General features: G+C 61.2%; 22 protein-coding genes. 7 read left to right on the forward strand and 15 right to left on the reverse strand.

Going from position 1 to position 25,379, the window contains the following annotated elements; translation table 11 throughout:
- Positions 1-134: 134 nt before the first annotated feature.
- Positions 135-1,595, forward strand: a complete 1,461-nt coding sequence (gene dacB / locus AC07OP_RS06565; RefSeq protein ID WP_115488461.1) for a D-alanyl-D-alanine carboxypeptidase/D-alanyl-D-alanine endopeptidase — start codon at positions 135-137, stop codon at positions 1,593-1,595.
- Between the two features lie 9 nt (positions 1,596-1,604).
- Here the strand turns inward: dacB and AC07OP_RS06570 are convergent, their stop codons facing one another.
- Together AC07OP_RS06570 and rlmKL are read right to left on the reverse strand one after the other, a co-directional pair.
- Positions 1,605-4,004: a sensor domain-containing diguanylate cyclase gene (locus AC07OP_RS06570; RefSeq protein ID WP_495100628.1), complete on the reverse strand. Its 2,400-nt coding sequence runs from the start codon at positions 4,002-4,004 to the stop codon at positions 1,605-1,607.
- Between the two features lie 141 nt (positions 4,005-4,145).
- A complete protein-coding gene (gene rlmKL, locus AC07OP_RS06575) occupies positions 4,146-6,410 on the reverse strand; it encodes a bifunctional 23S rRNA (guanine(2069)-N(7))-methyltransferase RlmK/23S rRNA (guanine(2445)-N(2))-methyltransferase RlmL (RefSeq protein ID WP_495100627.1) in 2,265 nt (754 codons plus the stop codon).
- Between the two features lie 532 nt (positions 6,411-6,942).
- On the opposite strand from rlmKL, the gene rmf reads away from it, so the two are divergent.
- Positions 6,943-7,158 carry a ribosome modulation factor gene (gene rmf / locus AC07OP_RS06580; protein WP_002553055.1) on the forward strand — a complete coding sequence of 72 codons (216 nt, stop codon included), beginning with the start codon at positions 6,943-6,945 and terminating at the stop codon, positions 7,156-7,158.
- Positions 7,159-7,389: 231 nt separating this feature from the next.
- Here rmf and AC07OP_RS06585 read toward each other — a convergent pair whose 3' ends face one another.
- The 5 genes from AC07OP_RS06585 to sctC form a co-directional block, all read right to left on the reverse strand.
- Positions 7,390-8,412 carry a quinone-dependent dihydroorotate dehydrogenase gene (locus AC07OP_RS06585; protein WP_495100626.1) on the reverse strand — a complete coding sequence of 341 codons (1,023 nt, stop codon included), beginning with the start codon at positions 8,410-8,412 and terminating at the stop codon, positions 7,390-7,392.
- An 85-nt stretch (positions 8,413-8,497) separates the two neighbouring features.
- The gene (locus tag AC07OP_RS06590; RefSeq protein WP_495100625.1) at positions 8,498-8,959 is read right to left on the reverse strand and encodes a transglycosylase SLT domain-containing protein; all 462 of its coding nucleotides are present in this window, start codon (positions 8,957-8,959) and stop codon (positions 8,498-8,500) included.
- Positions 8,952-9,350 carry a winged helix-turn-helix domain-containing protein gene (locus AC07OP_RS06595; RefSeq protein ID WP_115488466.1) on the reverse strand — a complete coding sequence of 133 codons (399 nt, stop codon included), beginning with the start codon at positions 9,348-9,350 and terminating at the stop codon, positions 8,952-8,954. The genes AC07OP_RS06590 and AC07OP_RS06595 overlap by 8 nt, the downstream gene beginning before the upstream one ends.
- Before the next feature lie 153 nt (positions 9,351-9,503).
- A complete protein-coding gene (locus AC07OP_RS06600; protein WP_305881724.1) occupies positions 9,504-9,743 on the reverse strand; it encodes a FliM/FliN family flagellar motor switch protein in 240 nt (79 codons plus the stop codon).
- Positions 9,744-11,138 carry a type III secretion system outer membrane ring subunit SctC gene (sctC, locus tag AC07OP_RS06605; protein ID WP_495100727.1) on the reverse strand — a complete coding sequence of 465 codons (1,395 nt, stop codon included), beginning with the start codon at positions 11,136-11,138 and terminating at the stop codon, positions 9,744-9,746.
- 306 nt (positions 11,139-11,444) lie between these two features.
- Between sctC and AC07OP_RS06610 the strand changes: the two genes are divergently transcribed.
- The 5 genes from AC07OP_RS06610 (at position 11,445) to cobA (ending at position 17,141) form a co-directional block, all read left to right on the forward strand.
- The gene (locus AC07OP_RS06610; protein WP_495100624.1) at positions 11,445-12,671 is read left to right on the forward strand and encodes a CmpA/NrtA family ABC transporter substrate-binding protein; all 1,227 of its coding nucleotides are present in this window, start codon (positions 11,445-11,447) and stop codon (positions 12,669-12,671) included.
- A gap of 13 nt (positions 12,672-12,684) precedes the next feature.
- Positions 12,685-13,260: an ANTAR domain-containing response regulator gene (locus AC07OP_RS06615; RefSeq protein ID WP_065940675.1), complete on the forward strand. Its 576-nt coding sequence runs from the start codon at positions 12,685-12,687 to the stop codon at positions 13,258-13,260.
- Positions 13,261-13,489: 229 nt separating this feature from the next.
- Positions 13,490-14,701: a nitrate/nitrite transporter gene (locus AC07OP_RS06620; RefSeq protein WP_027603689.1), complete on the forward strand. Its 1,212-nt coding sequence runs from the start codon at positions 13,490-13,492 to the stop codon at positions 14,699-14,701.
- Positions 14,701-16,371, forward strand: coding sequence for a bifunctional protein-serine/threonine kinase/phosphatase (locus AC07OP_RS06625; RefSeq protein WP_495100623.1), 1,671 nt, complete (start codon positions 14,701-14,703; stop codon positions 16,369-16,371). The genes AC07OP_RS06620 and AC07OP_RS06625 overlap by 1 nt, the downstream gene beginning before the upstream one ends.
- A 26-nt stretch (positions 16,372-16,397) precedes the next feature.
- Entirely contained in the window at positions 16,398-17,141 is a 744-nt protein-coding gene (gene cobA, locus AC07OP_RS06630; protein ID WP_495100622.1) for a uroporphyrinogen-III C-methyltransferase, read from the forward strand.
- Positions 17,142-17,200: 59 nt separating this feature from the next.
- Here the strand turns inward: cobA and AC07OP_RS06635 are convergent, their stop codons facing one another.
- The 8 genes from AC07OP_RS06635 to ppsA form a co-directional block, all read right to left on the reverse strand.
- A complete protein-coding gene (locus AC07OP_RS06635; RefSeq protein WP_027603686.1) occupies positions 17,201-18,181 on the reverse strand; it encodes an OmpA family protein in 981 nt (326 codons plus the stop codon).
- 107 nt (positions 18,182-18,288) lie between these two features.
- On the reverse strand, positions 18,289-18,879 hold the full coding sequence (gene sigX / locus AC07OP_RS06640) for an RNA polymerase sigma factor SigX (protein WP_010208495.1): 591 nt from the start codon (positions 18,877-18,879) through the stop codon (positions 18,289-18,291).
- 87 nt (positions 18,880-18,966) lie between these two features.
- Positions 18,967-19,791, reverse strand: a complete 825-nt coding sequence (locus tag AC07OP_RS06645; protein WP_003175519.1) for a mechanosensitive ion channel family protein — start codon at positions 19,789-19,791, stop codon at positions 18,967-18,969.
- 2 nt (positions 19,792-19,793) lie between these two features.
- Positions 19,794-20,039 (reverse strand): hypothetical protein, encoded by a 246-nt coding sequence (locus tag AC07OP_RS06650; protein ID WP_015885347.1) that lies wholly within the window; start codon positions 20,037-20,039, stop codon positions 19,794-19,796.
- Between the two features lie 86 nt (positions 20,040-20,125).
- Positions 20,126-21,121 carry a zinc transporter ZntB gene (locus tag AC07OP_RS06655; protein ID WP_027603685.1) on the reverse strand — a complete coding sequence of 332 codons (996 nt, stop codon included), beginning with the start codon at positions 21,119-21,121 and terminating at the stop codon, positions 20,126-20,128.
- Between the two features lie 25 nt (positions 21,122-21,146).
- Complete coding sequence (rraA, locus tag AC07OP_RS06660; protein WP_495100621.1) at positions 21,147-21,638, reverse strand: ribonuclease E activity regulator RraA; 492 nt, start codon at positions 21,636-21,638, stop codon at positions 21,147-21,149.
- Between the two features lie 188 nt (positions 21,639-21,826).
- The gene (locus tag AC07OP_RS06665; protein WP_495100620.1) at positions 21,827-22,816 is read right to left on the reverse strand and encodes an alpha/beta fold hydrolase; all 990 of its coding nucleotides are present in this window, start codon (positions 22,814-22,816) and stop codon (positions 21,827-21,829) included.
- 104 nt (positions 22,817-22,920) lie between these two features.
- Positions 22,921-25,296: a phosphoenolpyruvate synthase gene (gene ppsA, locus AC07OP_RS06670; RefSeq protein WP_027603682.1), complete on the reverse strand. Its 2,376-nt coding sequence runs from the start codon at positions 25,294-25,296 to the stop codon at positions 22,921-22,923.
- Positions 25,297-25,379: the final 83 nt, after the last annotated feature.

Below are 25,379 nucleotides of genomic sequence, written 5' to 3' on the forward strand. Positions count from 1 at the left end.
GATTACCAGCTATCGTTCAGCTACAAGTGCCTTCACCTTGGGGCATAATGCCGACACTTTCATGACCATTGAGGGATTTTTCCTATTTACCCCTCGCCTTTTTCACCCTCCTCAGCAGTAGGGTTTTATTTCTTATGATCAAATCTTTGCGTCCATTGCTACTTGCCAGTTTTCTCCTGCCACTGGCCTTTTCCACCTCCGCGGCCCCGATCAATAACACCTTGCCTGCAAACGTCCAGCAGGCACTGGCCAAAGCCAAGCTGCAAAACACTGCGCTGTCCCTGGTGATGATCCCGTTGAACGGCCCCGGCACCCCCACGGTATTCAACGCCGACGTCTCGGTAAACCCCGCTTCCACCATGAAGCTGGTCACCACCTATGCGGCCCTGGAAATGCTCGGCCCCAACCACCAGTGGAAAACCGAGTTCTACACCGACGGCACCCTCAGCGGTGGCGTGTTGCACGGCAACCTGTACCTCAAGGGCGGCGGCGACCCCAAGCTGAACATGGAAAAGCTCTGGCTGCTGATGCGCGACCTGCGGGCCAATGGCGTGCAGCAAGTCACCGGTGACCTGGTGCTGGACCGCAGTTTCTTCAACCAGCCGCAGTTGCCGGAATTCAATGATGACGGCAACGACGAGAACAAACCGTTCCTGGTCAAGCCCGACGCCCTGCTGGTCAACCTCAAGGCCCTGCGCTTTGTGACCCGTAACGATTCGGGCCGCGTGCTCGTCTCGGTCGAACCGCCGATTGCCAGCATCCGCATCGACAACCAGGTCAAGGCCTCCAACGCCAAGCAGTGCACCGGCGACGTACGCTACAACCCGGTCACGGGCGCCGATGGCAGTATGACGGTCACCGTCAGCGGCCAATTGGCCGATGGCTGCAGCTCGCAGACTTATCTGTCGTTGCTGGACCACGCCACCTACACCGCCGGTGCGGTACGGGCGATCTGGCAGGAACTGGGCGGCACCATTCAGGGCCGCGATATCCAGGCACCGGTGCCCAAGGATGCCAAGGTACTGGCCCGCGCCTTTTCGCCGGACCTGGCGGAAATCATCCGTGACATCAACAAATACAGTAACAACACCATGGCCCAGCAATTGTTCCTGAGCCTGGGCGCGCAGTTCCGCAACGATGCCGACGGCGACGATGCCAAGGCCGCGCAACGTGTAGTGCGCCAGTGGCTGGCGAAAAAAGGCATCACCGCGCCACACCTGGTGATGGAGAACGGTTCGGGCCTGTCCCGTGCCGAACGGGTCAGCGCCCGCGAAATGGCCGCCATGCTGCAAGCCGCCTGGAAAAGCCCCTACGCTGCGGAATACATCAGCTCGATGCCGATCGCCGGCACCGACGGCACCATGCGCAAACGCCTGAAGACCACCGCCATGCGCGGCGAAGCCCACGTCAAGACCGGTACCTTGAACACCGTGCGCGCCATTGCCGGGTTCAGCCGCGACAACAATGGCAACACCTGGGCGGTGGTGGCGATCCTCAACGATCCGAAGCCGTGGGGCGCGTCGTCGGTGCTGGACCAGGTGCTGCTGGATCTGTACCGCCAGCCAAAAATGGCGGCGGCGGCTCCCGTCCTATAGGAGCGAGCATCAGGCCCGCGCCCTCTCGGCCTCCACCCGGTCCCTGCCCGCCTGCTTGGCCACGTACACCGCCGAGTCGGCACGCAACAACAGGCCATCGATGCCTTCATCCACCCGCCAGCTGGCCACACCAAAGCTGGCGGTGACGATGCCCACCGGTTCCATCGGCAGGCTACGCAGCGATTGCCACAACTCCATCGCCAAGCTGTAGGCCTGCTCACCATCGGTGTTGGGGCACAGCACCATGAACTCCTCGCCCCCCAGGCGGCAGAATACATCGGTGCGGCGCAGACGCTGACTGATGCGCTTGCACAACTCCTGCAACACCCCATCGCCAACCGCATGCCCGTGCTGGTCATTGATCCGCTTGAAATGATCGATATCGAGCATGATCACCGACAGCGCCCCACTGGTCCGATTGAGCCTCGCCATCTCGGCCCTGAGGCGGTCCTGGAAATAGCGACGGTTGTGAATCCCGGTCAGGGAATCTGTGATGGACAGCGCGCGCAGTTCCTCTTCAACCCGCTTCAAGTCGGAAATGTCCGACACATAGCCATGCCACAGCGTACCGCCCCCCGGCAATTCCTCCGGGGTGGCCTCGCCGCGAATCCAGCGTAAACCCCGTTGCGGCAACTGCACCCGGTACTCTTCGCGCCAGTGGCTCAACTGCAATGCAGACAGGCGAATCGAGGCCCGCACCCGCTCCGCGTCCAGCGGGTGGATTCGATCGAAGACCTTCGTCGCATCCCGCTGCAACGCGCTGACCTCGATTTCATAGATATCGCGCATGCCGTCGCTGGCGTAGATAAAGCGCCAGTTATCCTGGGGTTCCAGGGTGAATTGGAAGATTCCCCCAGGTACGTGGGCACTGAGTTTCTTGAGCAGGCGGTCCCGCGCCGCCAGGGCCTCGTAGGCGCGTTTCTGCTCGGTGACGTCCAGGTAAATCGCGAGGTGCCCGACCCACAGACCATGGTCATCCAGCAAGACGGTGGCCAACATGTTCACAATCAGCTGACTGCCATCCTGGCGGATCAAGGTCCACTCCCGGGCTTCGTGCAGGTTGTCGGGGCTTTCCACCAGCATCGCCTGGCTCGCCGGGATACGCTTGCCCAAGGTCACGCTCAGGCTCGCGGAACGTGCCTCCAGCTCCAACGCCAAGTGCAGGCTTTCCAGGGTCAGCTTGCCCACCACCTGCTCGGCCTCGTACCCCAGCATCTGCTCGGCACCGGCGTTGAAGGTGTTGATCACACCGCGCAAGTCAGTGGCAATGATCGCCACTTGGGTAGCGGCGTTGAGTACGCTGCGCAACTGGCCATGGGCACCCCGTAGTTCCTGCTCACGCAAGCGCAACTGCACAGTGCGTTGCTCCACCAGTTTCAACGCACGCTGGCGCTGGCTCACCAGCACATAGAGCAAGGCGCTGAGCAGCAGGCTGAGTAGGCTACCCATGGTCAGGATCGTGGACAGCGAGGAATAGTTGGCCTGCTCGAACACCTTGCTCGGGCGCAGGCTCAGGGCGTACACATGATCGCCCAGGGTCAGGCGACGCGCGCCAGCAAGGTCACTGTTGGCCACGGCATTGCCGGACTCGAAGAGCACGCGCTTTTGCAGGTCGGAGGTGTCGACGATCTGCATCACCAGGTTGTCCCGCTCCGCTTTGGGCAAGCCGTCGGCGACCAGCTGGCGCATGCTGATCACCGCCATCACGTAACCGTATGGCTCATTTGGGGACGGCTCGGACGTGGGCAGGTGACTCACCGGCGCGACCAGTAATACACCCGTGGCATAAGCCGGCTCGACCCCCACCAACTGCATGGGTTGGGACACCGCCAGCTTGCCGCTCTTTTGCGCCCGCTCAAGGGTCGAGCGCCGCAGGGGCTGGGCCAACAGATCAAAACCCAGGGGCGACCCCAGCAGGCTTTGAGTCTGGCTGTAGAGCACCGGAACGTATTCATCACGCTCGGGCGCCGGGGCCAGTTCGCCGGCGCTATTAAGTTCACGGATAACAAAGGGTACCCCACGCAGGCGGGACACCTCTTGTTCAAACTGGCTGCGCTGTTCGCGAAACACGCGGGGTGCCCAGGCGTAGGCGCGGGCGCGCAACAGTAACGGCTGGGCAAACCCGTCGAACTCCTCGCGGGACACAACATCGGAGTTGACGAAGAACCGCCGCAGGCTGTTCAGGCGTTGTTCCTGATCCTCGAAACGCTCCTGCAAGCGGGTGTAACGCTCGTTGACCAGCAACTGAAAGCGCTGGCGAACCTGTTGCTGATAGAGGTCGGAGGCCGCCCAGGCGACGATGGCCGTCAGCGCAAAACCCGCCAATAACACCACCAACGCCACCAGCCAAGCCGACGCCTGTTCACTGATAAAGCCTAGGATTTTCGGGCGAACGGCTTGCAACGGCATAGGCAACACTCACAACGCCAGCGTGCGGGGGGTGTCACTTTGGCTAGGCCTTAAGTTATAGCCATCGGCCCAGGGTTTGACCAGCGTAAAAAAGCCGCAAGCCCGGAATAGTCCAGGCTTGCGGCTTTTTCGTGACGGCGATCAGCGAGCAGTGATTTTCCACGCCCGGTGGATCTTCGCATTACGCGCAAAATCCGGATCGAGGGTCTTGTCGCTGATTTCCTCGACCGCATAGCGTTCGCTGAGATTGTCCTCCAGCTGGAACTTGCGGAAGTTGTTCGAGAAGTACAGCACGCCACCCGGTGCCAGGCGCGCCATGGCCAGGTCGAGCAACTGCACGTGGTCGCGCTGGACGTCGAAGATGCCTTCCATGCGCTTGGAGTTGGAGAAGGTCGGCGGGTCGATGAAGATCATGTCGAACTCATCGCGGCTGGCCTCCAGCCAGGCCATCACATCGCCCTGCTCCAGGCGGTTCTTGTCGGAGAAACCGTTGAGCGAGAAGTTGCGACGCGCCCAGTCCAGGTAGGTCTTGGACAGGTCGACACTGGTGGTGCTGCGCGCGCCGCCCTTGGCTGCGTGCACACTGGCGGTGGCGGTGTAGCAATACAGGTTGAGGAAACGCTTGCCGGCCGCTTCCTTCTGGATACGCATGCGCATCGGACGGTGGTCGAGGAACAGACCGGTGTCCAGGTAGTCGGTGAGGTTGACCAGCAGCTTCACGCCGCCTTCGCTGACCTCGGTGAACTTGCCCTGGGCACTCTGGCGCTCGTACTGCTTGGTACCGCTCTGGCGCTCGCGACGCTTGACCACCACGCGGCTCTTGTCGATGTTCAGCGCCTGGGGAATGGCCGCCAGGGCATCGAACATGCGGGCCGAGGCTTTTTCCGGGTCGATGGATTTTGGCGCAGCGTATTCCTGCACGTGGACCCAATCGTGGTACAGGTCGATGGCCATGGAGTATTCAGGCATATCGGCGTCGTATACGCGGTAGCAATCCACCCCTTCACGCTTGGCCCACTTGCCCAGCAGCTTGAGGTTCTTTTGCAGGCGGTTGGCGAACATCTGCCCGCCTTCGCTCAGGCGCGCCTGCTCGACCACGGGGGCCGGGGCGGGCTTGATCGGGTTGCCGTTCTTGTTGTACTGGCGCTCTTGCGGCTCGGCCGGGGCCTGGTCGTAAACGGCCTGTTCACGTTCGGCCTGGCGCTGTTCCGGGGTACGGCGCTCGCCGGTGACGAACTGATCCGGGTTGACCTTGATCAACAGCAACTTGCACGGCAATGCGCCGTTCCAGAACGAATACTGCTTGTGGCTGCGGATCCCCATGCGCTTGCCCAGGTCCGGCGCGCCGGTGAACACCGCCGCTTCCCAGCCCATGCAGGCCTGGCGCAGGCGCTCGCCGAGGTTCTGGTAGAGGTACAACAGGCTGGCTTCGTCACCCAGGCGCTCGCCGTAGGGCGGGTTGCAGATCACCAGGCCTTTCTGGTTCTGGTCCGGGCGCGGCTCGAAGGTGCCGACTTCGCCCTGGTACACCTTGATCCAGTGGCTCAGGCCGGCGCGCTCGATGTTGTTGCGGGCGGGCTGGATCAGGCGCGGGTCGGCTTCGTAGCCCCGCACCCACAACGGCGGCTTGTTCATGCCGATGGCCGCGCGTTCAGTAGCTTCGGCGTGGAGTTTTTTCCACAGCGCCGGGACGTGACCGAGCCAGGTGGTGAAGCCCCACAATTCGCGATTGAGGTTAGGTGCCATGTCGGCGGCAATCATCGCGCCTTCCACCAGGAAGGTGCCCACGCCGCACATCGGGTCAGTCAGCGCGCCGCCTTCGGCAGCAATGCGCGGCCAGCCGGCACGAATCAGGATCGCCGCCGCGAGGTTTTCCTTCAACGGCGCGGCGCCCTGCTGCAGGCGGTAGCCGCGCTGGTGCAGGCTGTGGCCGGACAGGTCGAGGGACAGGATCGCTTCGCCACGGTCCAGGCGCAGGTGGATGCGCAGGTCCGGGTTGATCTTGTCGATGGACGGGCGTTCGCCGGTCGGGGTGCGCAGCTTGTCGACGATCGCATCCTTGACCTTCAGCGCACCGAAGTGGGTGTTGTCGATGCCTGAGCCGTGACCGCTGAATTCCACCGCCAGGGTACCGTCGGAGACCATGTGATCGGCCCATTCAATATCCAGCACACCGTGGTAGAGGTCTTCGGCGTCCTTCATCGGGAAACGCTTGAGCACCAGCAACACACGGTTGGCCAGGCGCGACCAGAGGCACAGGCGATAAGCGGTTTCCATGTCGGCCATGCCGCGCACGGCCGAGGTGTGCTCGCGGGCGTCCTCAAGGCCAAGCCCGACGGCTTCCTCGATCAGCAGGCCTTCGAGGCCCTTGGGGCAGGTGAGGAAGAGTTCAAAACGGTCCGACATGGGGCATTCCAGGCTTTTCAGCAATAAGTGAACGGGCGACGCATCGCCGGCTCGGTTTTCAATCAAGCACTTTTCTTGAAGAGTGCCCGCGTGGCACGAATGTGCCGTTCCACCCCGTCTGACGGGCCTTGGAGCCTTTATTGACGGGGCAGAGGGAGAATTTGACGCAACAAAAAGAAATATTCCGACCCTTCGTCGAATAATAACCGACTGCAACCGGCGGACATTCTCACTAAAGGATTAAACCCATCCTCTTTGCAGGGTGCATCATAGCTGGCTTTGCCCAACAAATGGGGCGAAAAGCCATCCCAGCTTATGGCTATAGCATCGTTATCGTTACGTGCTTATGACAAAACGATCATTGAATCCATGTGACCTATTGGTTAGAACTCAACACAGGTTGGCGCCGCAACGACGCCAACACATAGGCTCGCCACGCCGGCAGCGAGCCCACCAACGGCAGAAAAACTCTGCCCGGCCTCAGACGAGGCCGAAGGATATCAAGACAGTCAACAAGTGAGGGAAACACCCTATGAGAAGACTTAAGCGTGATCCGTTGGAAAGAGCATTTTTACGCGGATATCAATATGGCGTTCATGGCAAATCCCGTGAGCTTTGCCCATTTACTCTACCGTCGGTACGCCAAGCCTGGATCAACGGCTGGCGAGAAGGACGCGGCGACAACTGGGACGGTATGACTGGCACTGCGGGAATCCACAGACTCAACGAACTTCACGCCGTCGGCTAATCAAGGGCATTTAATTCCGACACCACCTCGAATATGTAGCGACTTAACCACGCACGCCCTATCCAGGCGGCGGGCTTCGGCCCAGGGGCTCCTCTTAAGGAGCCCTTTTTATTGGCCTGAGAATAATGAGGACTACCGTAGGAGCGAGCTTGCTCGCGAAGAACCCGAGGGCGCCGCGTTAAGCCAGATGCGCCGCGCTATCGTTGACGTTCTTCGCGAGCAAGCTCGCTCCTACACGCGCAAGGCCGCAATCGCATCCACTGACTGGCGGATCAGCGCCGGGCCTTTATAAATAAAACCCGAGTACAACTGCACCAGGCTGGCGCCCGCAGCGATCTTCTCGGCGGCATGCTTGCCTTCGGTAATGCCGCCCACCGCGATGATCGGCAAACGCCCGGCCAACTCAGCGGCCAGCACCTTGACGATATGGGTGCTCTTGTCACGCACTGGCGCACCCGACAGGCCGCCCGCTTCATCGCCATGGGCCAACCCTTCGACGCCGACACGGCTGAGGGTGGTGTTGGTCGCGATGACCGCATCCATGCCCGCATCCACCAGTGCCTGGGCCACCAGCACGGTTTCTTCGTCACTCATGTCCGGGGCGATCTTGATTGCCAGCGGCACGCGCTTGCCATGGCGCACGGCCAGGTCTTCCTGGCGTTGGCGCAGGGCTTCGAGCAGTTGCTTGAGCGAATCGCCGAACTGCAGGCTGCGCAGGCCCGGGGTGTTGGGCGAGCTGACGTTGACGGTGACATAGCTGGCGTGGGCGTAGACCTTGTCCAGGCAGATCAGGTAGTCATCCACTGCGCGCTCGACCGGGGTATCGAAGTTCTTGCCGATATTGATGCCGAGGATGCCCTTGTACTCTGCGGCCTCGACGCGCGACAGCAGATGATCGACGCCCAGGTTGTTGAACCCCATGCGATTGATGATCGCCTCGGCTTCCGGCAGGCGAAAGATACGCGGCTTGGGGTTACCCGGTTGCGGTCGCGGCGTCACGGTGCCGATCTCCACAAAACCGAAACCCAGCTGCGCGAAGCCATCGATGGCCGCACCGTTCTTGTCCAGGCCGGCGGCCAGTCCGACCGGGTTGGGGAAGTCGAGCCCCATCACCGACACCGGCATTTTCGCCGGCGCCTTGCATACCAGGCCATTGAGCCCCAGGCGGCCACCGGCGCCGATCAGGTCCAGGGACAGATCGTGGGAGGTTTCCGGGGAGAGTTTGAACAACAACTGGCGGGCCAGGGTATACATGGGCGGGCTAGACTCGGATGGCGGCGAAAGGTGGCGGCGATTATAGCGGGGTGGCGGGGTGCACGCGAGGCGCGCCGCCCAAACGTCAGTAGCGTTGCTGTACCAGGGTCTCATAACGTGCCCAGATTTTTTCTGCATAGCGCATGCGCAACGCGTCGCGCTCAGGGCCGGAGCCGGGCCCGACATTGTAGGACCCCACCGCCGTCCAGTTGTAGCCAAAGCGCTGGATAAACTCGGCCAGTATGGAGGCCCCGACTTCCACCGACAGGCAGGGTTCACTCAACAGCCTTTCCTCGGTGATACCCAGCTTGAGCAGACGAGGTAAATGGATACTGTTGATCTGCATCAGGCCGATATCCCGTGTGCCGTTACCGTTGGCGTAGTTCATCGCATCCGGGCGAAAATCCGACTCCACGGCGGCGATAGCCTGTAGCAATTCCGGTTCGATATCGTAGCGGCGGGCAGTTTCCTCCCAGCAATAGGCCAATGCCTGATTGCCGCTCGTCACCAGGCCAAGGCACAGTAGCCTGCGCCAGAACTTAGCCATGACTGACTTGGCCACAGGCCGAACACACATGCTGCCGGGTATCCATAGGCCCACGCCCATGGCGCTCAGCCTTCACCGGGCAGGTAAAGCGATACCCGCGACCATAGATGGTCTTGATAAAGCCTTTGTCAGCGCCAAGATGCTTGCGCAGCGAATAAATGCAACGGGTCAGCGACTCCTCGGCGACCTCCCCCTGAGGCCAGGCCAGCTCCAGCAAGCGGTCCTTGGTCATCAGTACACCGCCAGAGACCAGCAGCAGCCGCAAAACATGCAGCTCCTTGGGTGGCAACTGGACATCGCTGCCGTCTCCGGTCAAGCGACCATCGCCATGCAGCGTCCACCGGGAAAAGAGCAGGGAAGTCGCCGTCAATTCATCATTAACGACGGCCATATCTACCTCGACATCCGACTACTGACATTGAAGCCCTTATTTTCCAGTACTGGCCCTTGCGCCCACATCACGACTATAAAAAACCGCCTTGCAGGCCACGCTAGGAAAAAACCCATACAGCCAACGATTTTTAGCAACACCCTGTAAGACACTTCACCCATACACATCAGGCGCTCCCCTTTTATAGACCTCGTGCAACTCAACGCCCAACCGATCCTCCAGTTGCACCAACTCGCCCAATGCGAGCAACCGGCCATTAACCCGAACTTCCACGCAGTGGATGATGCCGGGCGACAATGGCAACACCTTCCCAGGAGCAAAGGCTGCCAGGCGCCTGCGGCTGATCAGTTGTTCCTGTAGAAGAATTTCCAAATGCATGGGGCAACGCCTTATTCACGGAGAACCATCGCGACCCGGGCGTACGAACGCACGTTGCACGCGCTCGTATTGCGCCGCACTCAACGGTGGCGGGCCAACGCCAGTGGCCAACGTTTTCATCTCGCCTCCCACGGCCCGGGCCTCAATCACAAACAGGCGAACCTTGGCCGGGCCAGCTGAAACGGTGCTGCGTCCCGACTCATGTGCCTCACGGCTGAACGCTCCCAGCCACAGGCGCTTGCCCTGCGGCACCCTTGCGACGCTGCTGACACTCACCCGACCGACCGCGGTCGGTTTGCCGCGCCGCCCCGCCTGGTTCAATTGTCGACCATCCTCGACATGGAGCAGCATTTCGATCTGGTTCCCTTCGGCAAAACGCGGCAGCACGCTAACCTGGGAACCGTATTGCACGGGCTTCCAATCAGCATGGTCGGCTCCGGGAGTCGGCAGGTAGAAGGTGTGCTGATCCTGGAACACGGCCGGCACATTTTCCTGGGTGAGAATCACCGGCAACGTCATCACCCTTACTCGCCGCCGGCGTTCCAGCACGGCGATTTGCGCCATCACGCGGTTATCGTCCATCGGCTCCAGAATGCGCGTGGCCTGGGCCTTCCCATCCTTGTCCCAGTCAAAACCCAGCTTTTTCAGTTCGTCACGTTCCACGTCCACCATCCAGAGCGAGATTTCGATAGAGCGCTTGGGCGTGTCGAATTCCGCCACCAGGCGCTCGATGAACCCCAGTTGCGCTGGCTTGCCCTTGATCAGCAGGCTGTTGGTGTCCGGATAGGCGATCACCACCAGGCTCTTGTCGGCCAGCGGCCCCTTCTGTTCAGAACCCAACAGGGTTTCGATCGTCGACGCGATGCCCGGCACCGTGACCTTTTCGTCACCCATGGCATAGCTGCGGTCTGCCACATGGGTGTTGAGTACCTGAACGACAGCAAACGCCTGGCTACCGACTTGTAATTCAGCCCGCTCGCGATCCATCAATTGGGCCAGGCGCAAAACGTGGTCAACATAATGAGGTGGCCCGGACACATCGAATGTGCGTGCCCCGCTCACGTGCAGGGGGTAGCGCGTCTCATCAAGCCCCGAGCGGCGCATGAGGCCACGAAACCGCTCGACAGATATATGCCTCAGCACCACTGCCGAACGCTTTGCCTCGCTGGCGTTGTAGAGGTAGAGCGCCTGGCCATCGCTGTACCAGATCAAGCCGTACTGCAACGCAAGCGTCTCCAGGGCGTGCAGCGGCATATCGAGGTCAATGACCTCGCTGATGCGTATGCGCGCCACTTCACTGCTCACGACGATGGGTAGGCCCATCGGCACGGACAAGGCGGTAAAGACGGTATGCAGGCTCTCGTCCCGTGCCTGGTAGGTCTGGCCCTGGGCATCGACACTTCCCAGCATCAGCGCGGCAAACAGCAGCCAGAGACAGGCAGTGGTTACGGAAAAATGAGCGTACACCTTGGATTTCCTGGGCAGCCTGGTAGTAAGAAGCGGCCATACTGAGAGGCAGCCGAGTTTCAATCTTGATGAAAAGTTGACGGCTGGCGGTGCCCATCGGCCCGTGGCATGTGCCTTGCTACGGACTCTGTATCAAGGCGCGCACCAACGGCGGAGCGGGCTTACGGACAAAGGCGTCGTTACCCGCAATGGCCTTGCATCGCCATCTGAGGGAACGACGCTTTTTTGTGAAAGAAAAGGTAGGTGTTGATGAACGATTCGGTTGGCAACAGCCCGACGAACGACCCATTGGCTTGGGTCAACGGCAGTGACGCCCCGGAAAAGAGCAGCCTTGACCTGGGCTTCATGGCCTTGAGCGATTGCGCATCCCTGGTGGTGGCGGCGACCCAGGGCTTCGCCCAGCCGTATGGCTTGACCCTCAACCTCAAGCGCCAATCTTCATGGGCCAACCTGCGGGACAAACTGGTCAGCGGCGAGCTGGACGCCGCCCACAGCCTGTACGGGCTGGTCTATGCCGTGCACCTGGGCATCGGCGGCGTCGCACCTACCGACATGGCAGTCTTGATGGGGCTGAACCAGAACGGCCAAAGCATCAACCTGTCCCGCAGCCTGCAACAGCAGGGCGTGGTCACTCCTGAGGCGCTGGACCGCCACGTGCACCAAAGCCGAACAAAACTGACTTTCGCCCAGACCTTTCCCACAGGCACTCACGCCATGTGGTTGTACTACTGGCTGGCGAGCCAAGGCATTCATCCGCTACAGGATGTGGACAGCGTCGTGGTACCACCCCCGCAAATGCTCGCGCACCTGCAGGCCGGGCGTATCGATGGCTTTTGCGTCGGTGAGCCCTGGTGCGCCAGTGCCGTCAAGCAACACCAGGGCTTTACCCTGGCGACCACCCAGGCGATCTGGCCGAACCATCCGGAAAAGGTGCTCGGCTGCACTAAGGCGTTTGTCGACCAGTACCCCAACACCGCCCGCGTGCTGGTGATGGCGATCCTGGAGGCCAGCCGCTTTATCGAGCAAAACACCGAAAACCGCCGCTCCACCGCACAATTGCTCAGCGGCCGCGAGTACCTCGATGCCCCGCTCGATTGCATCGAACCCCGCTTGCTGGGCACCTATGACGACGGCCTGGGCAACCAGTGGCAGGACCCCCACGCCCTGCGTTTTTTTGCCGATGGCGAGGTCAACCTGCCCTACCTCTGCGATGGCATGTGGTTCATGACCCAGTTCCGACGCTGGGGCCTGCTGCGCGAAGACCCTGACTACCTCGGCGTTGCGCGCCAAGTGCAACAGCTGGCGCTGTATCGCCAAGCCGCCGGGGCACTGGGCCTTAGCGACAACGGCGAGGACATGCGCAGCAGCCAACTGATCGACGGTAAGATCTGGGACGGCTCGGACCCCGCCGGCTACGCACGCAGCTTCCGCCTGCATGCCATGGTCGACCCTACCAGCCGCCAAGCCTTGCGCTGACAGGAGGATTTCCATGCTGCGAATCCTGTTGATCAATGACACGCCGCGCAAAGTCGGCCGCCTGAGGGCAGCACTGATCGAGGCTGGTTTTGAAGTGATCGATGAGTCCGGCCTGACCATCGACCTGCCTGCGCGCGTCGAAACAGTGCGCCCGGACGTCATCCTGATCGATACCGAGTCACCGGGCCGCGATGTGATGGAGCAAGTGGTGCTGGTCAGCCGCGACCAGCCCCGGCCCATCGTGATGTTTACCGACGAGCACGACCCCGACGTGATGCGCCAGGCCATCAAGTCCGGGGTCAGCGCCTATATCGTCGAAGGCATTCAGGCGCAGCGCCTGCAGCCGATCCTCGACGTGGCCATGGCTCGCTTCGAGAGCGACCAGGCCTTGCGCGCCCAGCTCCAGGCCCGTGACCAGCAGTTGGCCGAGCGCAAGCGCATCGAGTTGGCCAAGGGCATGCTGATGAAAATGAAGGCCTGCAATGAGGAAGAGGCCTACACCCTGATGCGCCGCCAGGCCATGAGCCGCCAGCAGAAACTGATCCAGGTGGCGGAGCAGATCATCGCCATGAGTGAGCTGCTCGGCTGAGCACCCTACGGCCAGCAGGTTGGCGCAGGACTTGCTAAGTAATCACCACAGGTAACCAACGGCGGTTGCCCCTTCACGACAAAGACGTCGCACACCCGGTTTGCCCTCGCGAACCCGGTGGCGGCGTTTTTTTGTTTTGGCCCCGGTAGCACGGGGCCGGTGGGGCGGCCTCAGCCGGCGGCTCCATCACCAGGCCTTCTTACAAGACTCCCAACCGTTGAGGTGCGTGATGAAATCAAGCTTCTGGAAATCCGGGCACACCCCGACCCTGTTTGCCGCGTTCCTGTATTTCGACCTGAGTTTCATGGTCTGGTATTTGTTGGGCCCGCTGGCGGTGCAGATTGCCGCCGACCTGCACCTGACCACCCAACAACGCGGCCTGATGGTGGCGACGCCGATCCTGGCCGGCGCGGTGCTGCGCTTCCTGATGGGCATGCTGGCGGACAAGCTGTCGCCCAAGACCGCCGGGCTGATTGGCCAGGTGATTGTGATCGTCGCCTTGTTCAGCGCCTGGAAACTGGGGATTCACAGCTACGAACAAGCCTTGTTGCTGGGACTGTTCCTCGGCATGGCCGGCGCATCCTTTGCGGTGGCGCTGCCGCTGGCGTCCCAATGGTACCCGGCCGAACACCAGGGCAAGGCCATGGGCATCGCCGGTGCCGGTAACTCGGGCACGGTGTTCGCGGCGTTGCTGGCCCCGGTGCTGGCGGCGGCGTTTGGCTGGAGCAATGTGTTCGGCTTTGCGCTGATTCCGCTGATCCTGACGCTGATCGTCTTCGCCTGGCTGGCACGCAACGCACCCGAGCGGCCGAAAGCCAAGTCCATGGCCGATTATTTCAAGGCCCTGGGCGACCGCGACAGCTGGTGGTTCATGTTTTTCTACAGCGTGACCTTCGGCGGTTTTATCGGCCTGGCCAGCGCCCTGCCCGGCTATTTCAACGACCAATACGGCCTGAGCCCCATGACTGCCGGCTATTACACCGCCGCCTGCGTGTTCGGTGGCAGCCTGATGCGCCCACTGGGCGGCGCCCTGGCCGACCGTTTCGGCGGGATCCGCACCCTGCTCGGCATGTACAGCGTCGCAGCGATCTGCATTGCGGCGGTGGGTTTCAACCTGCCCAGTTCCTACGCGGCACTGGCCCTCTTCGTCTGCACCATGCTCGGCCTGGGTGCGGGCAATGGCGCGGTGTTCCAGTTGGTACCACAGCGCTTCCGGCGTGAGATCGGTGTGATGACCGGCTTGATCGGCATGGCCGGCGGCATCGGCGGTTTCGCCCTGGCCGCGGGCATGGGCGCGATCAAGCAGAGCACCGGCAGCTATCAACTGGCCTTGTGGCTGTTCGCCAGCCTGGGCGTACTGGCCTGGTTCGGCCTGCATGGCGTCAAGCGTCGCTGGAGAACCACCTGGGGTTCGGCCGCAGTGACCGCTGCGCGCGTCTGATGAGCCTGCAACTGAGCGTCGCCCAGGCCAGCGCCATCGGCCCACGGGCGGAAAACCAGGATGCGCTGCGGGTCGTTACCCCCGCAGCGGACCTGGCGGCGAGCAAAGGCTACCTGTGCGCCCTGGCCGACGGTGTGAGCCAGTGCGCCGACGGCGGCCTGGCCGCACGCTCGACTTTGCAAGCCCTGGCCCTGGATTACTACGCCACGCCGCAAACCTGGGGGGTGGCGCAGGCATTGGAGCGTTTGCTGCTGGCGCAAAACCGCTGGTTGCAGGCCAATGGCGGCGGCCAGCCGTTGCTGACCACCCTCAGCGCCCTGGTCTTTCGTGGCCAGCGTTTCACCCTGGCCCATGTCGGTGATTGCCGGGCGTATCGCTGGCTGGACGGTGAGTTGCAGCGCATCAGCGAAGACCATGTGTGGGAACAACCGGGCATGCAGCACGTACTCAAGCGTGCCCTTGGCCTGGATCAGCACCTGGTGCTGGATTTTCTCGACGGTCAATTGCGCGAAGGTGAGTGCTTCCTGCTGCTCAGCGACGGCGTATGGGCCACCCTGGGCGATCACAGCATCAGCGCGATCCTGCGCGAACAAACCGACCTGGGCCTGGCGGTCACCACACTGGTCAATGCCGCACACCTGGCGGGCAGCCAGGACAATGCCAGCGCCTTGCTGGTGCGCGTCGACACGCTGGGCGCCGCCACCCTCGGCGACGCCCTGGTGCAATTGCAGCAATGGCCCTTGCCACCGCTGCTGAAATCCGGGCAACGCTTTGAAGGCTGGCAGGTGGACAGCGTGCTGGCGCAAAGCAGGCAGTCGTTGCTGTACCGGGTGCGCGATGCCCAACAGCAACCCTGGCTGCTGAAAACCCTGCCACTGAGCCGCGACGACGACAGCGACGCCGGCCAGGCATTACTGTCGGAAGAGTGGTTTTTGCGCCGGGTAGCCGGGCGTGCCTTTCCTGAGGTGCACGCCGCCAGCGGGCGCCAGCACTTGTACTACGTCATGCGTGAATACCCGGGGCAGACCCTGGCCGAGCTGTTCCAGCACCAGGGCCCATTGCCCCTGGCGCAATGGCAGTCCGTCGCCGAGCGTTTGCTGCGCGCAGTCGGCATGCTGCACCGACGGCAGATCCTGCACCGCGACATCAAGCCGGAAAACCTGCTGCTGGGGGATGACGGTGAATTGCGCGTGCTGGATTTCGGTCTGGCCTACTGCCCCGGTCTTTCCGAGGACCGGGCCCACGTACTGCCCGGCACCCCGAGCTTTATCGCGCCCGAAGCGTTCAATGGCGATCGTCCGACAGCCCAGCAGGATTTGTACAGCGCAGGCGTCACCTTGTATTACCTGTTGACCGGGCATTACCCCTACGGGGAAATCGAAGCCTTCCAACGGCCTCGATTTGCCCAGGCTGTCAGCGCCAGCCGCTATCGCCCGGATCTCCCCGATTGGCTCCCCCTGAGCCTGGAACGGGCCGTGGCCGCCCAGCCGGTGCATCGATACGAAACCGCCGAGGAATGGCTACTGGTGCTGGAACAGGCTGACCGCCATGAACTGAGCATCCGCCCCAGGCCCCTGCTGGAGCGCGAACCGTTGAAGGTCTGGCGCACCTTGGGCCTGGTCTCGATGCTGATCAATCTGATTCTTCTGTATTCACTCTTTCACAACTGACGTCAGCTCTAGACGAGGAAAAACCCATGAACGCAAAAGTCTGGCTGGTGGGCGCGGGCCCTGGCGATCCGGAGCTGTTGACCCTCAAGGCTGTACGGGCCCTGCACGAAGCCGATGTGGTACTGATCGATGACTTGGTCAACCCTGCAGTGCTGGAGCACTGCGCGGAAGCACGGGTGATCACGGTCGGCAAACGCGGCGGCTGCCGCTCGACCCCGCAGGACTTTATCCACCGCCTGATGCTGCGTTACGCCCGCCAAGGCAAGTGCGTAGTGCGGCTGAAAGGGGGTGACCCGTGCATTTTCGGGCGCGGTGGTGAAGAAGCCGTGTGGCTGCGTGAACGCGGCGTCGAGGTAGAGTTGGTCAACGGGATCACAGCCGGGCTGGCGGGGGCAACGAATTGCGCGATTCCACTGACGTTGCGTGGCGTCAGCCGCGGTGTGACCCTGGTCACGGCCCATACCCAGGACGACAGCAGCCTTAATTGGCGCGCGTTGGCCGAGGGCGGGACGACATTGGTGGTGTATATGGGAGTGGCCAAGCTGGAGGAGATTCGCCAGCAATTGCTCGAAGGCGGGATGGCGGCAGATATGCCGGTGGCGATGATCGAGAACGCCTCACTGCCACAACAGCGGGAATGCCGCAGTGAGCTGTCGCGAATGCATAAAGACGCACAGGCATTTGCCTTGAAGAGCCCGGCGATTCTGGTGATCGGCCATGTTGCGGCCGCCGAGCAGACGGCTTATGTCGCTGCCGCAGTCAGCGCCTGAGGCAAATTCCAGGCGAAAAAAAACCCGGCCGAAGCCGGGTTTTTTCTACATCTCAGTAATTACTGAGCGGTAGCTTCAACCGACGCTTCTACGCGACGGTTAACAGCACGACCAGCTTCAGTTGCGTTGTCAGCAACTGGGCGGGATTCGCCGTAACCTACCGCGGTGATGCGGCTAGGCTGAACGCCATCTTTAACCAGGACTTGCTTAACAGCGTCAGCACGACGCTGGGACAGCTTCTGGTTGTAGGCGTCTGGACCTACGGAGTCAGTGTGACCAGCAACTTCTACGTTGGTAGCTGGGTACTGAGCCATGAAGTCGGCCAGGTTTTTCACGTCGCCGTAGCTGTTAGGCTTAACAACGGCCTTGTCGAAGTCGAACTTAACGTCCAGCTCAACACGAACAACCTGAGCAACTGGAGCTTCTGGCTCTGGAGTTGGCTCTGGAGCTGGTGCTGGGGTAGGAGCTGGAGCAGCCGCGCCAGCGTTACCGCCGAAGTTCACGCCCAGGCCAACCAGTGCGGAGTAGTCCCACTTGCCGTTGTCCAGACCGTAGTCAGCTTCAACACCGGCACGAGCGTACAGGTTGTTGGTGAAGTAGTACTTCACACCAGTACCAACGGTAGCGAAGGTAGTCTGGTCGCGACCGCTGTGGCCGTCAGCCTGAACGTTGGTACGGCTCTGGTGACCGAAGCCGCCTTCTACGTATGGACGCAGGCTGTCTACGCCAGCTTGACCGAAGTGATACTGGGCAACCAGGCTGCCGGTATCGCCTTTGATCTTCTGGTTACCAGTACCGTCGTTCGAACGGGTGTGGTTGGTCTTGTCGTAGGACAGGTTCAAGGACAGGTCGTCGGTCAGGAAGTAACCGATGCGAGCGCCAGGATTGAAGCCGTCTTCGATGTGCTTGACGCTATCGTTGTACTGCTTCTTGTAGAACAGCTCGCCTTCAACTGCGCCTTGGCCTTGTGCCAGAACGCCGAAAGAAGTAGCGGCAATAAGAGAACCAATGGCCAAGCCCAAGGTGTTTTTCAGTTTCATCCGTTAAATCCCCATCTGGTGATTGTAAAGCAGTCCCACAAACCGGGGGACAACTCGGCGACAAGTCTAACAGAACTTGCCTACACGTAAGAGATATTTGCCACGCACTAAGTTTCAGTCTCGCCCGCAAATTTCTCACGTAATTTATCTAGAGCACGCTTGTAACGCATTTTTGTAGCACTCAAACCCATGTGCATGATGTCAGCGATTTCCTGGAATTCCAGCTCTGCGACAAATCGTAGCACCAGAATTTCCCGGTCAATCGGGTTCACATACACCAGCCAGCGATCAAGTCCGCCCTTCTCCTCGGGTGCCGGCGCCTTTTCTTCAGACGCCTCCTCAAGGGGGTCCAGACTCAAAGCGTCCATCAAGCGACGCTTTCGCCGTTCCTTCCGATACTGCGTGATGCACTCGTTGTAGGTGATGCTGTACAGCCACGTCTTGAACTTCGATTTGCCCTCGAAGTTCTTCAGGCCGTACAGCACCTTGAGCATCACTTCCTGACAGACATCATCCGCATCTCTATCGTTCCCTAAATACCTTGAACAAACGTTGAACAGAGTGCGTTGATATCTGCGCATCAATTCTTCATACGCGCGAGTTACGTGAAACAGCTCCGTGTGCGAGCGCGCGACCAACTCCTCATCAGAGAGCTCACGGGGGTCATAGCGCGTGGACAGCGTTTGGGCTTTATTCAAAACAAGTCGTGCCGACAGTCAGGTCAATGTCCGCTACAGCCCGGTCAGCCGGGCTTGCGGCGGCGTACATTAGCAGGGTTTACCGGGTTAGCGGCTACTGACCTGCTGCTCGAGGAGAATCCGATTGGACAGCGACACCAGGTCGCCGTCATCGGTCAGCACCGTCGTCTTGACTGTGCCGATCTCCTCGATTTGCCCTTCGACCTCGCCCACACGCACCTGTTGCCCAACCTGATACAACTCACGCACATAGATTCCCGCGAGAATCTGGCCGGCAATTTCCCGACTTCCCAAGCCCATGGCCAGCGCAACGGCCAGACCAACGGTAATCAAAACGATGACGATCACGTGGTTGAGCAGGTCAGTCTTGACCTCCAACTGGCTGATCGCGACCGAAATACTGATGATGATCACCAACCCCTGGGCGATGCGCCCCAGGCCAGCGGCATAATCCAACCCCACACCTTCAGCGGCGCCGCGCACCAGCCCATTGGCCAGTTGAGCAAGCAAAACACCGACGAGAAGCACCAGCGCGCCGCCGAACACCTTCGGCAAATACAGCGCCAGCATGTCGAGCGTAGCTGAAACTCGCTCAAGTCCAAGGGATTGCGCCGCAGAAACCAGAAAAATCAGTAAAACAAACCAATAGACGATCTTGCCGATCAACGTGGAGATCGGCACTTGCAACCCGGCCCGGCCCAGCAGCTTGGTCAGGCCAGTGCCGGCCATCAGGCGGTCAAGGCCCAGTTTTGCGAGCAGTTTGGACAGCAGGGTGTCGAGCAGCTTGGCCACGACAAAGCCCAGCAGCACCAGGACCAGGGCACCAAACAGGTTGGGAATGAAATTCGCCACCTTGGTCCACAATGCGGTCATCGCGGTGACCAGGCTCTGGGTCCAGAGATCAAGTTCCATATTCAATCAGCCTTATCAGCAGTGCGAGCAAGAGGTTTACGACGGGAAACCGGCGACACGTGGGCCGAACCGTTGTTCAGGGCCATCATCAACGCAGGCATCCAGCGGCCGAGCAGACCGAACAGGTCACCCGCGCCCACCTGACGGTTAGCGGTTTTCAATACGCGGCCCAGGCAGGCATCGTCGTCGCGGTTGGACGGCGAGGCATTGAGCATGTCACGCAAAGACTGTTCGAACGGATCGTGCATAAAGACCTCTCGCAAGTGTTTTAAAAGACGAGGGTAAAATTCCTGGGGTCACATAGGACCCTTCCTACGTTCAGGTCATATTCAGCTCAAACCCAGCGCAATCGTCGAAACAACCACCATTGTCCGAGCGCCACCGAGACCATCAACAGGCATGCAATCACGAATCCGTAGGGGCTGGCAGAGAACGGTATGCCCCCCACATTTATACCCAGCAAACCGGTCAGGAAACTCATCGGCAGGAAGATTCCCGTGATGATCCCGAAGCGGTACATGGTGCGGTTCATGCGTACGCTCAAGCGTCGGTCTTCGGCCTCAAGCACAAGCCCCACGCGCTCCCGGGTCAATTCGAGTTCTTCCAGGTAGCGGGTCAGGCTGTTGTTCAATTCGTTCCAATAGTCGGCATCGTCGTCACAGAACCACGGCAATTTTATCCGCGTGAGCTGGGCAAAAATATCCCGCTGCGGCGACAGGAAACGCTTTAGCCCGGCCGCTCGGCGACGGATCTGCAAAACACTGCCATGTTCAGGTGTATACCGTTCGTCGGTATCGAGTTTTTCTTCCTCCGCATCGACGATTTCCGACAAATCCGTGACCAGATCCTGGACCTTGTTGGTCAGGTACTGCGCCATATAAAGGATGAGCTCCGAAGCGGTTTTCGGCCCCTTGCCATCCGCCAACTGCACCAGCAGTTCATCGGTGGCGCGCAACGGGCGCAGACGCAGGGAGATCACACGGCTGGCGGCAGCGAAGATACGTACCGAGACCATGTCTTCCGGCTCGGCCCCCGGATTGAGGTTGACCCCGCGCAGGAACAGCAGCAACTCGGCATCCGGCAGCGGCAACAGGCGTGGGCGGGTGTTCTCCTCCAGCAGCAGGTCACAGGCGAATTCGCTCAAGCCACTGGATTTGCGCAGCCAGGTCTGGGTCTGGGGATGGCTGCGATCCCAGTGCAGCCACAGGCTTTCCTGGGGCTGCAGTTGCAAGTCGTCGAGCTCAGTCCGGGCAATCGAACGCGCACCGCCTTTACCGTCCAGCACCAGGGCATGCACCAGCCCCCATTGCGCGTTTTCTTCCTCGAACATCCTCACCCCTGTCGGTTATTGCGGTTTATTCAGGCATCTGCAGCGGGCTTGGCGAGACGATCACGCCATTATTGTCGGCGTAGATGTACTCACCCGGGCGGAACGTCACACCCGCGAATGTCACCACGACGTTCAGGTCGCCGATGCCTCGCTTATCGGTTTTCATCGGATGACTGGCCAGCGCCTGTACCCCAAGGTCGGTCTGGGCGATCACATCGACGTCACGGATGCAGCCATAGATCACCACCCCTTCCCAACCGTTCTTCGCGGCTTTCTCGGCGATCATGTCGCCCAGCAGCGCGCGGCGCAGGGAACCACCACCGTCGACCACCAGCACCTTGCCGGCGCCCGGCTGGTCGGCCTGCTCCTTGACGAGGGAGTTATCTTCGAAACATTTGATGGTGACAATCTCGCCGCCGAAGGAATCTCGGCCGCCGAAGTTGCTGAACATCGGCTCGACCACCTGCACCAGGTCCGGGTAGGCGTCGCACAGGTCGGGGGTCACGTAATGGTTCATTGAAAAATTCCTTTCCGTCAAAGAAGTGTCTTTCGAAAGAAGCGCCAGCAGGAGCCGGTGCGCAACATCCCATCCGCTTCATCGCAACGCAATAACCACTGCGCGACTGAATATGACCAGAAGCGTTTAACGCGTCATATATTAGCCGCAACCACACACGAGCGAAACGCCCTTGGCAGAGCCCTGGTTCAAACTACGACCAATGCCTCGGGCTTGGCAGCCAATAAAGGTGCCAGCGGGTCGTTCAACCATTGCTCAACCAGCGGCCAGACCTCGGCCTGGGCGGCCTTGCTGACGAGCATTTCCACATGCCCGAAATCACCGCTGAACCCTTGCTGGCGCCCCAGGCACAGGTACTGACGGTGCTCGGAGCCGATCTGCTCGAACAGCTTACGGCACGCCCAGTCCGGATCCTGCCGATCGCCCGCCGCGCTGACGGCCAACAGCGGCACATCGACGTCCGCCAGGCCTTTCCACCAATCGCGCTTACCTTCGCCAAAGCGACCGAACAGGCCATTCCAGCGCATGGCTTCGATCAGCACGCCCGCCGGTTCGTCCTCCGGGCCCCGCTTGAGCCGCGAGCCGGACACTCCGCCGAAACGCTTCAACAGCAGACGGCCGGTCCACTCCACCGGAGGAAGTTTCAAGGGCCAGTGGCTGCGACTGACCTGACAGCCAAACAGCGCCACCGAGGCCACTGCCGGCGCACCCAGGTGCTGCCCACCCAGGGCCGCCGCCAGGGTTGTAGCGCCGAGAGAATGACCCATCCAATGGGGAATCTGCGCACTTTGCTCACGCACAAAGGCGCCAATGGCCGGCAGATCGTAACGCGCGTAGTCGGCGACGCGGTTGCGGGCGTAGTCCTGGTTGCGCCGGGACAGCCCATGACCGCGCATTTCCGGGATCCACACATCGAACCCCTGGCGTGCCAGGTAGGCGCCCAGGCCGATCCCCTTGGGCGAATACCAGAAACGCCGGTTGGAAAAACTGCCGTGCAACAAAATAACCGGTATGCCCCGGTTTTCCGGGACATCGGCCAGGCCCAAACGGGTCACAGCCAGCTCGACGGTTCCGTCGGGGCTGTTACCGGGCTTGAGGCGATACACGTCTTCACTCAGGTCGCCACGACGCTCAGCGCTGATCAGGGCGACAGGAAACAGGTTGCTGCTGCTTTGCATAATGCTCTTGCACAAAAAAGGGCGACGTCCGCAAGGATTCCGCCCTGTACAGATAAGAATGCCGGTCACCCTGGCGGGGGACCGGCACTTTTGACATGGCGACCTCAGGCGGACGCTTGGCCTTCCGCCAGGAAGAACCAGGTTTCCAGCACGGAGTCAGGGTTCAGCGAGACGCTTTCGATACCCTGCTCCATCAGCCATTTGGCCAGGTCCGGGTGATCGGAAGGGCCCTGGCCGCAGATACCGATGTACTTGCCGGCCTTGTTGCACGCCTGGATGGCGTTGGCCAGCAGCTTCTTGACCGCAGGGTTACGCTCGTCGAACAGGTGGGCGATGATCCCGGAATCGCGGTCCAGGCCCAGGGTGAGCTGGGTCAGGTCGTTGGAACCGATGGAGAAACCGTCGAAGAACTCCAGGAACTCTTCGGCGAGGATGGCGTTGGACGGCAGTTCGCACATCATGATCACGCGCAGGCCGTTTTCGCCGCGGGACAGGCCGTTTTCGGCCAGCAGGTCGACGACCTGGCTCGCTTCGCCCAGGGTGCGCACGAACGGCACCATGATCTCGACGTTGGTCAGGCCCATCTCGTTGCGCACACGCTTGAGGGCACGGCATTCGAGCTCGAAGCAGTCACGGAACGCTTCGCTGATGTAACGCGAGGCGCCACGGAAGCCCAGCATCGGGTTCTCTTCTTCCGGCTCATAGAGCTTGCCGCCGATCAGGTTGGCGTATTCGTTGGACTTGAAGTCCGACAGGCGCACGATGACCTTTTTCGGGTAGAACGCCGCCGCCAGGGTGCTGATGCCTTCCACCAGCTTCTCGACGTAGAAGCCCACCGGGTCGTCGTAGCCGGCGATGCGCTTGTCCACGCTTTCCTTGATGTCCAGCGGCAGGCCGTCGTAGTTCAACAGGGCCTTGGGGTGCACACCGATCATGCGGTTGATGATGAACTCCAGGCGGGCCAGGCCCACACCGGCGTTCGGCAACTGCGCGAAGTCGAAGGCACGGTCCGGGTTGCCGACGTTCATCATGATCTTGAACGGCAGGTCGGGCATGGCGTCGATGGAGTTTTGCTTGATGTCGAAGCCCAGCTCGCCTTCAAAGATGAAGCCGGTGTCGCCTTCGGCACAGGACACGGTCACGCCCTGGCCGTCCTTGAGCAGTTGGGTGGCGTTGCCGCAACCGACCACTGCCGGGATCCCCAGTTCGCGCGCGATGATCGCCGCATGGCAGGTACGCCCGCCACGGTTGGTCACGATAGCGCTGGCACGCTTCATCACCGGTTCCCAGTCCGGGTCGGTCATGTCGGAAACCAGCACGTCGCCAGGCTGGACTTTGTCCATCTCGGACACGTCCTTGATGATCCGCACCTTGCCGGCGCCGATGCGCTGGCCGATGGCACGGCCTTCCACCAGCACGGTGCCGGTTTCTTTCAGCAGGTAGCGTTCCATGACATTGGCCGAGGTGCGGCTCTTCACGGTTTCCGGGCGGGCCTGCACGATGTACAACTTGCCGTCGTCACCGTCCTTGGCCCATTCGATGTCCATCGGGCACTGGTAGTGCTTTTCGATGATCATCGCTTGCTTGGCCAACTCGCTGACTTCCGCGTCGCTCAGGCAGAAGCGCGCGCGCTCGGCCTTGTCGACGTCCACGGTTTTCACCGAACGACCGGCCTTGGCCTCGTCGCCGTAGATCATCTTGATGGCCTTGCTGCCCAGGTTGCGGCGCAGGATGGCCGGACGGCCGGCTTCAAGGGTGTGCTTGTGCACGTAGAATTCGTCGGGGTTGACCGCGCCTTGTACAACGGTTTCGCCCAGGCCGTAGGCGCCGGTGATAAACACCACGTCACGGAAGCCCGACTCGGTGTCGAGGGTGAACATCACGCCGGCGGTGCCGGTTTCCGAACGCACCATGCGCTGCACGCCGGCAGACAGGGCCACCAGCTTGTGGTCGAACCCCTGGTGCACACGGTAGGAAATGGCGCGGTCGTTGAACAGCGAGGCAAACACTTCCTTGGCGGCGCGGATCACGTTTTCCACGCCGCGGATGTTAAGGAAAGTCTCTTGCTGGCCGGCGAAGGAGGCGTCGGGCAGGTCTTCGGCGGTGGCCGAAGAGCGCACGGCGACGGCCATGTCCGGGTTGCCGGCCGACAGAGTGGCGAAGGCGGTGCGGATTTCTTCGTTGAGCTTCTCGGGGAACTCGGCTTCCATGATCCATTGGCGGATCTGGGCGCCGGTTTTGGCCAGGGCGTTGACGTCATCGACGTCCAGGGCATCCAGCGCGGCGTGGATCTGAGCGTTGAGGCCGCTCAGTTCGAGGAAATCGCGGTAGGCCTGGGCCGTGGTGGCGAAACCACCCGGCACCGACACACCTGCGCCTGCAAGATTACTGATCATCTCGCCGAGGGATGCGTTCTTGCCCCCTACGTGCTCTACATCATGGACGCCGAGCTTATCGAGGGAAACTACGTACTCTACCAAGGTGATCTCTCCACTAACTGTGTTGGAAAAGCTCAGGACGCCGGCTGCTCGTAGGAGCGATTACCCGCGTTTGTGGCCTGGAC

The organism is Pseudomonas sp. GW821-FHT09D08 (genome assembly GCF_059416305.1).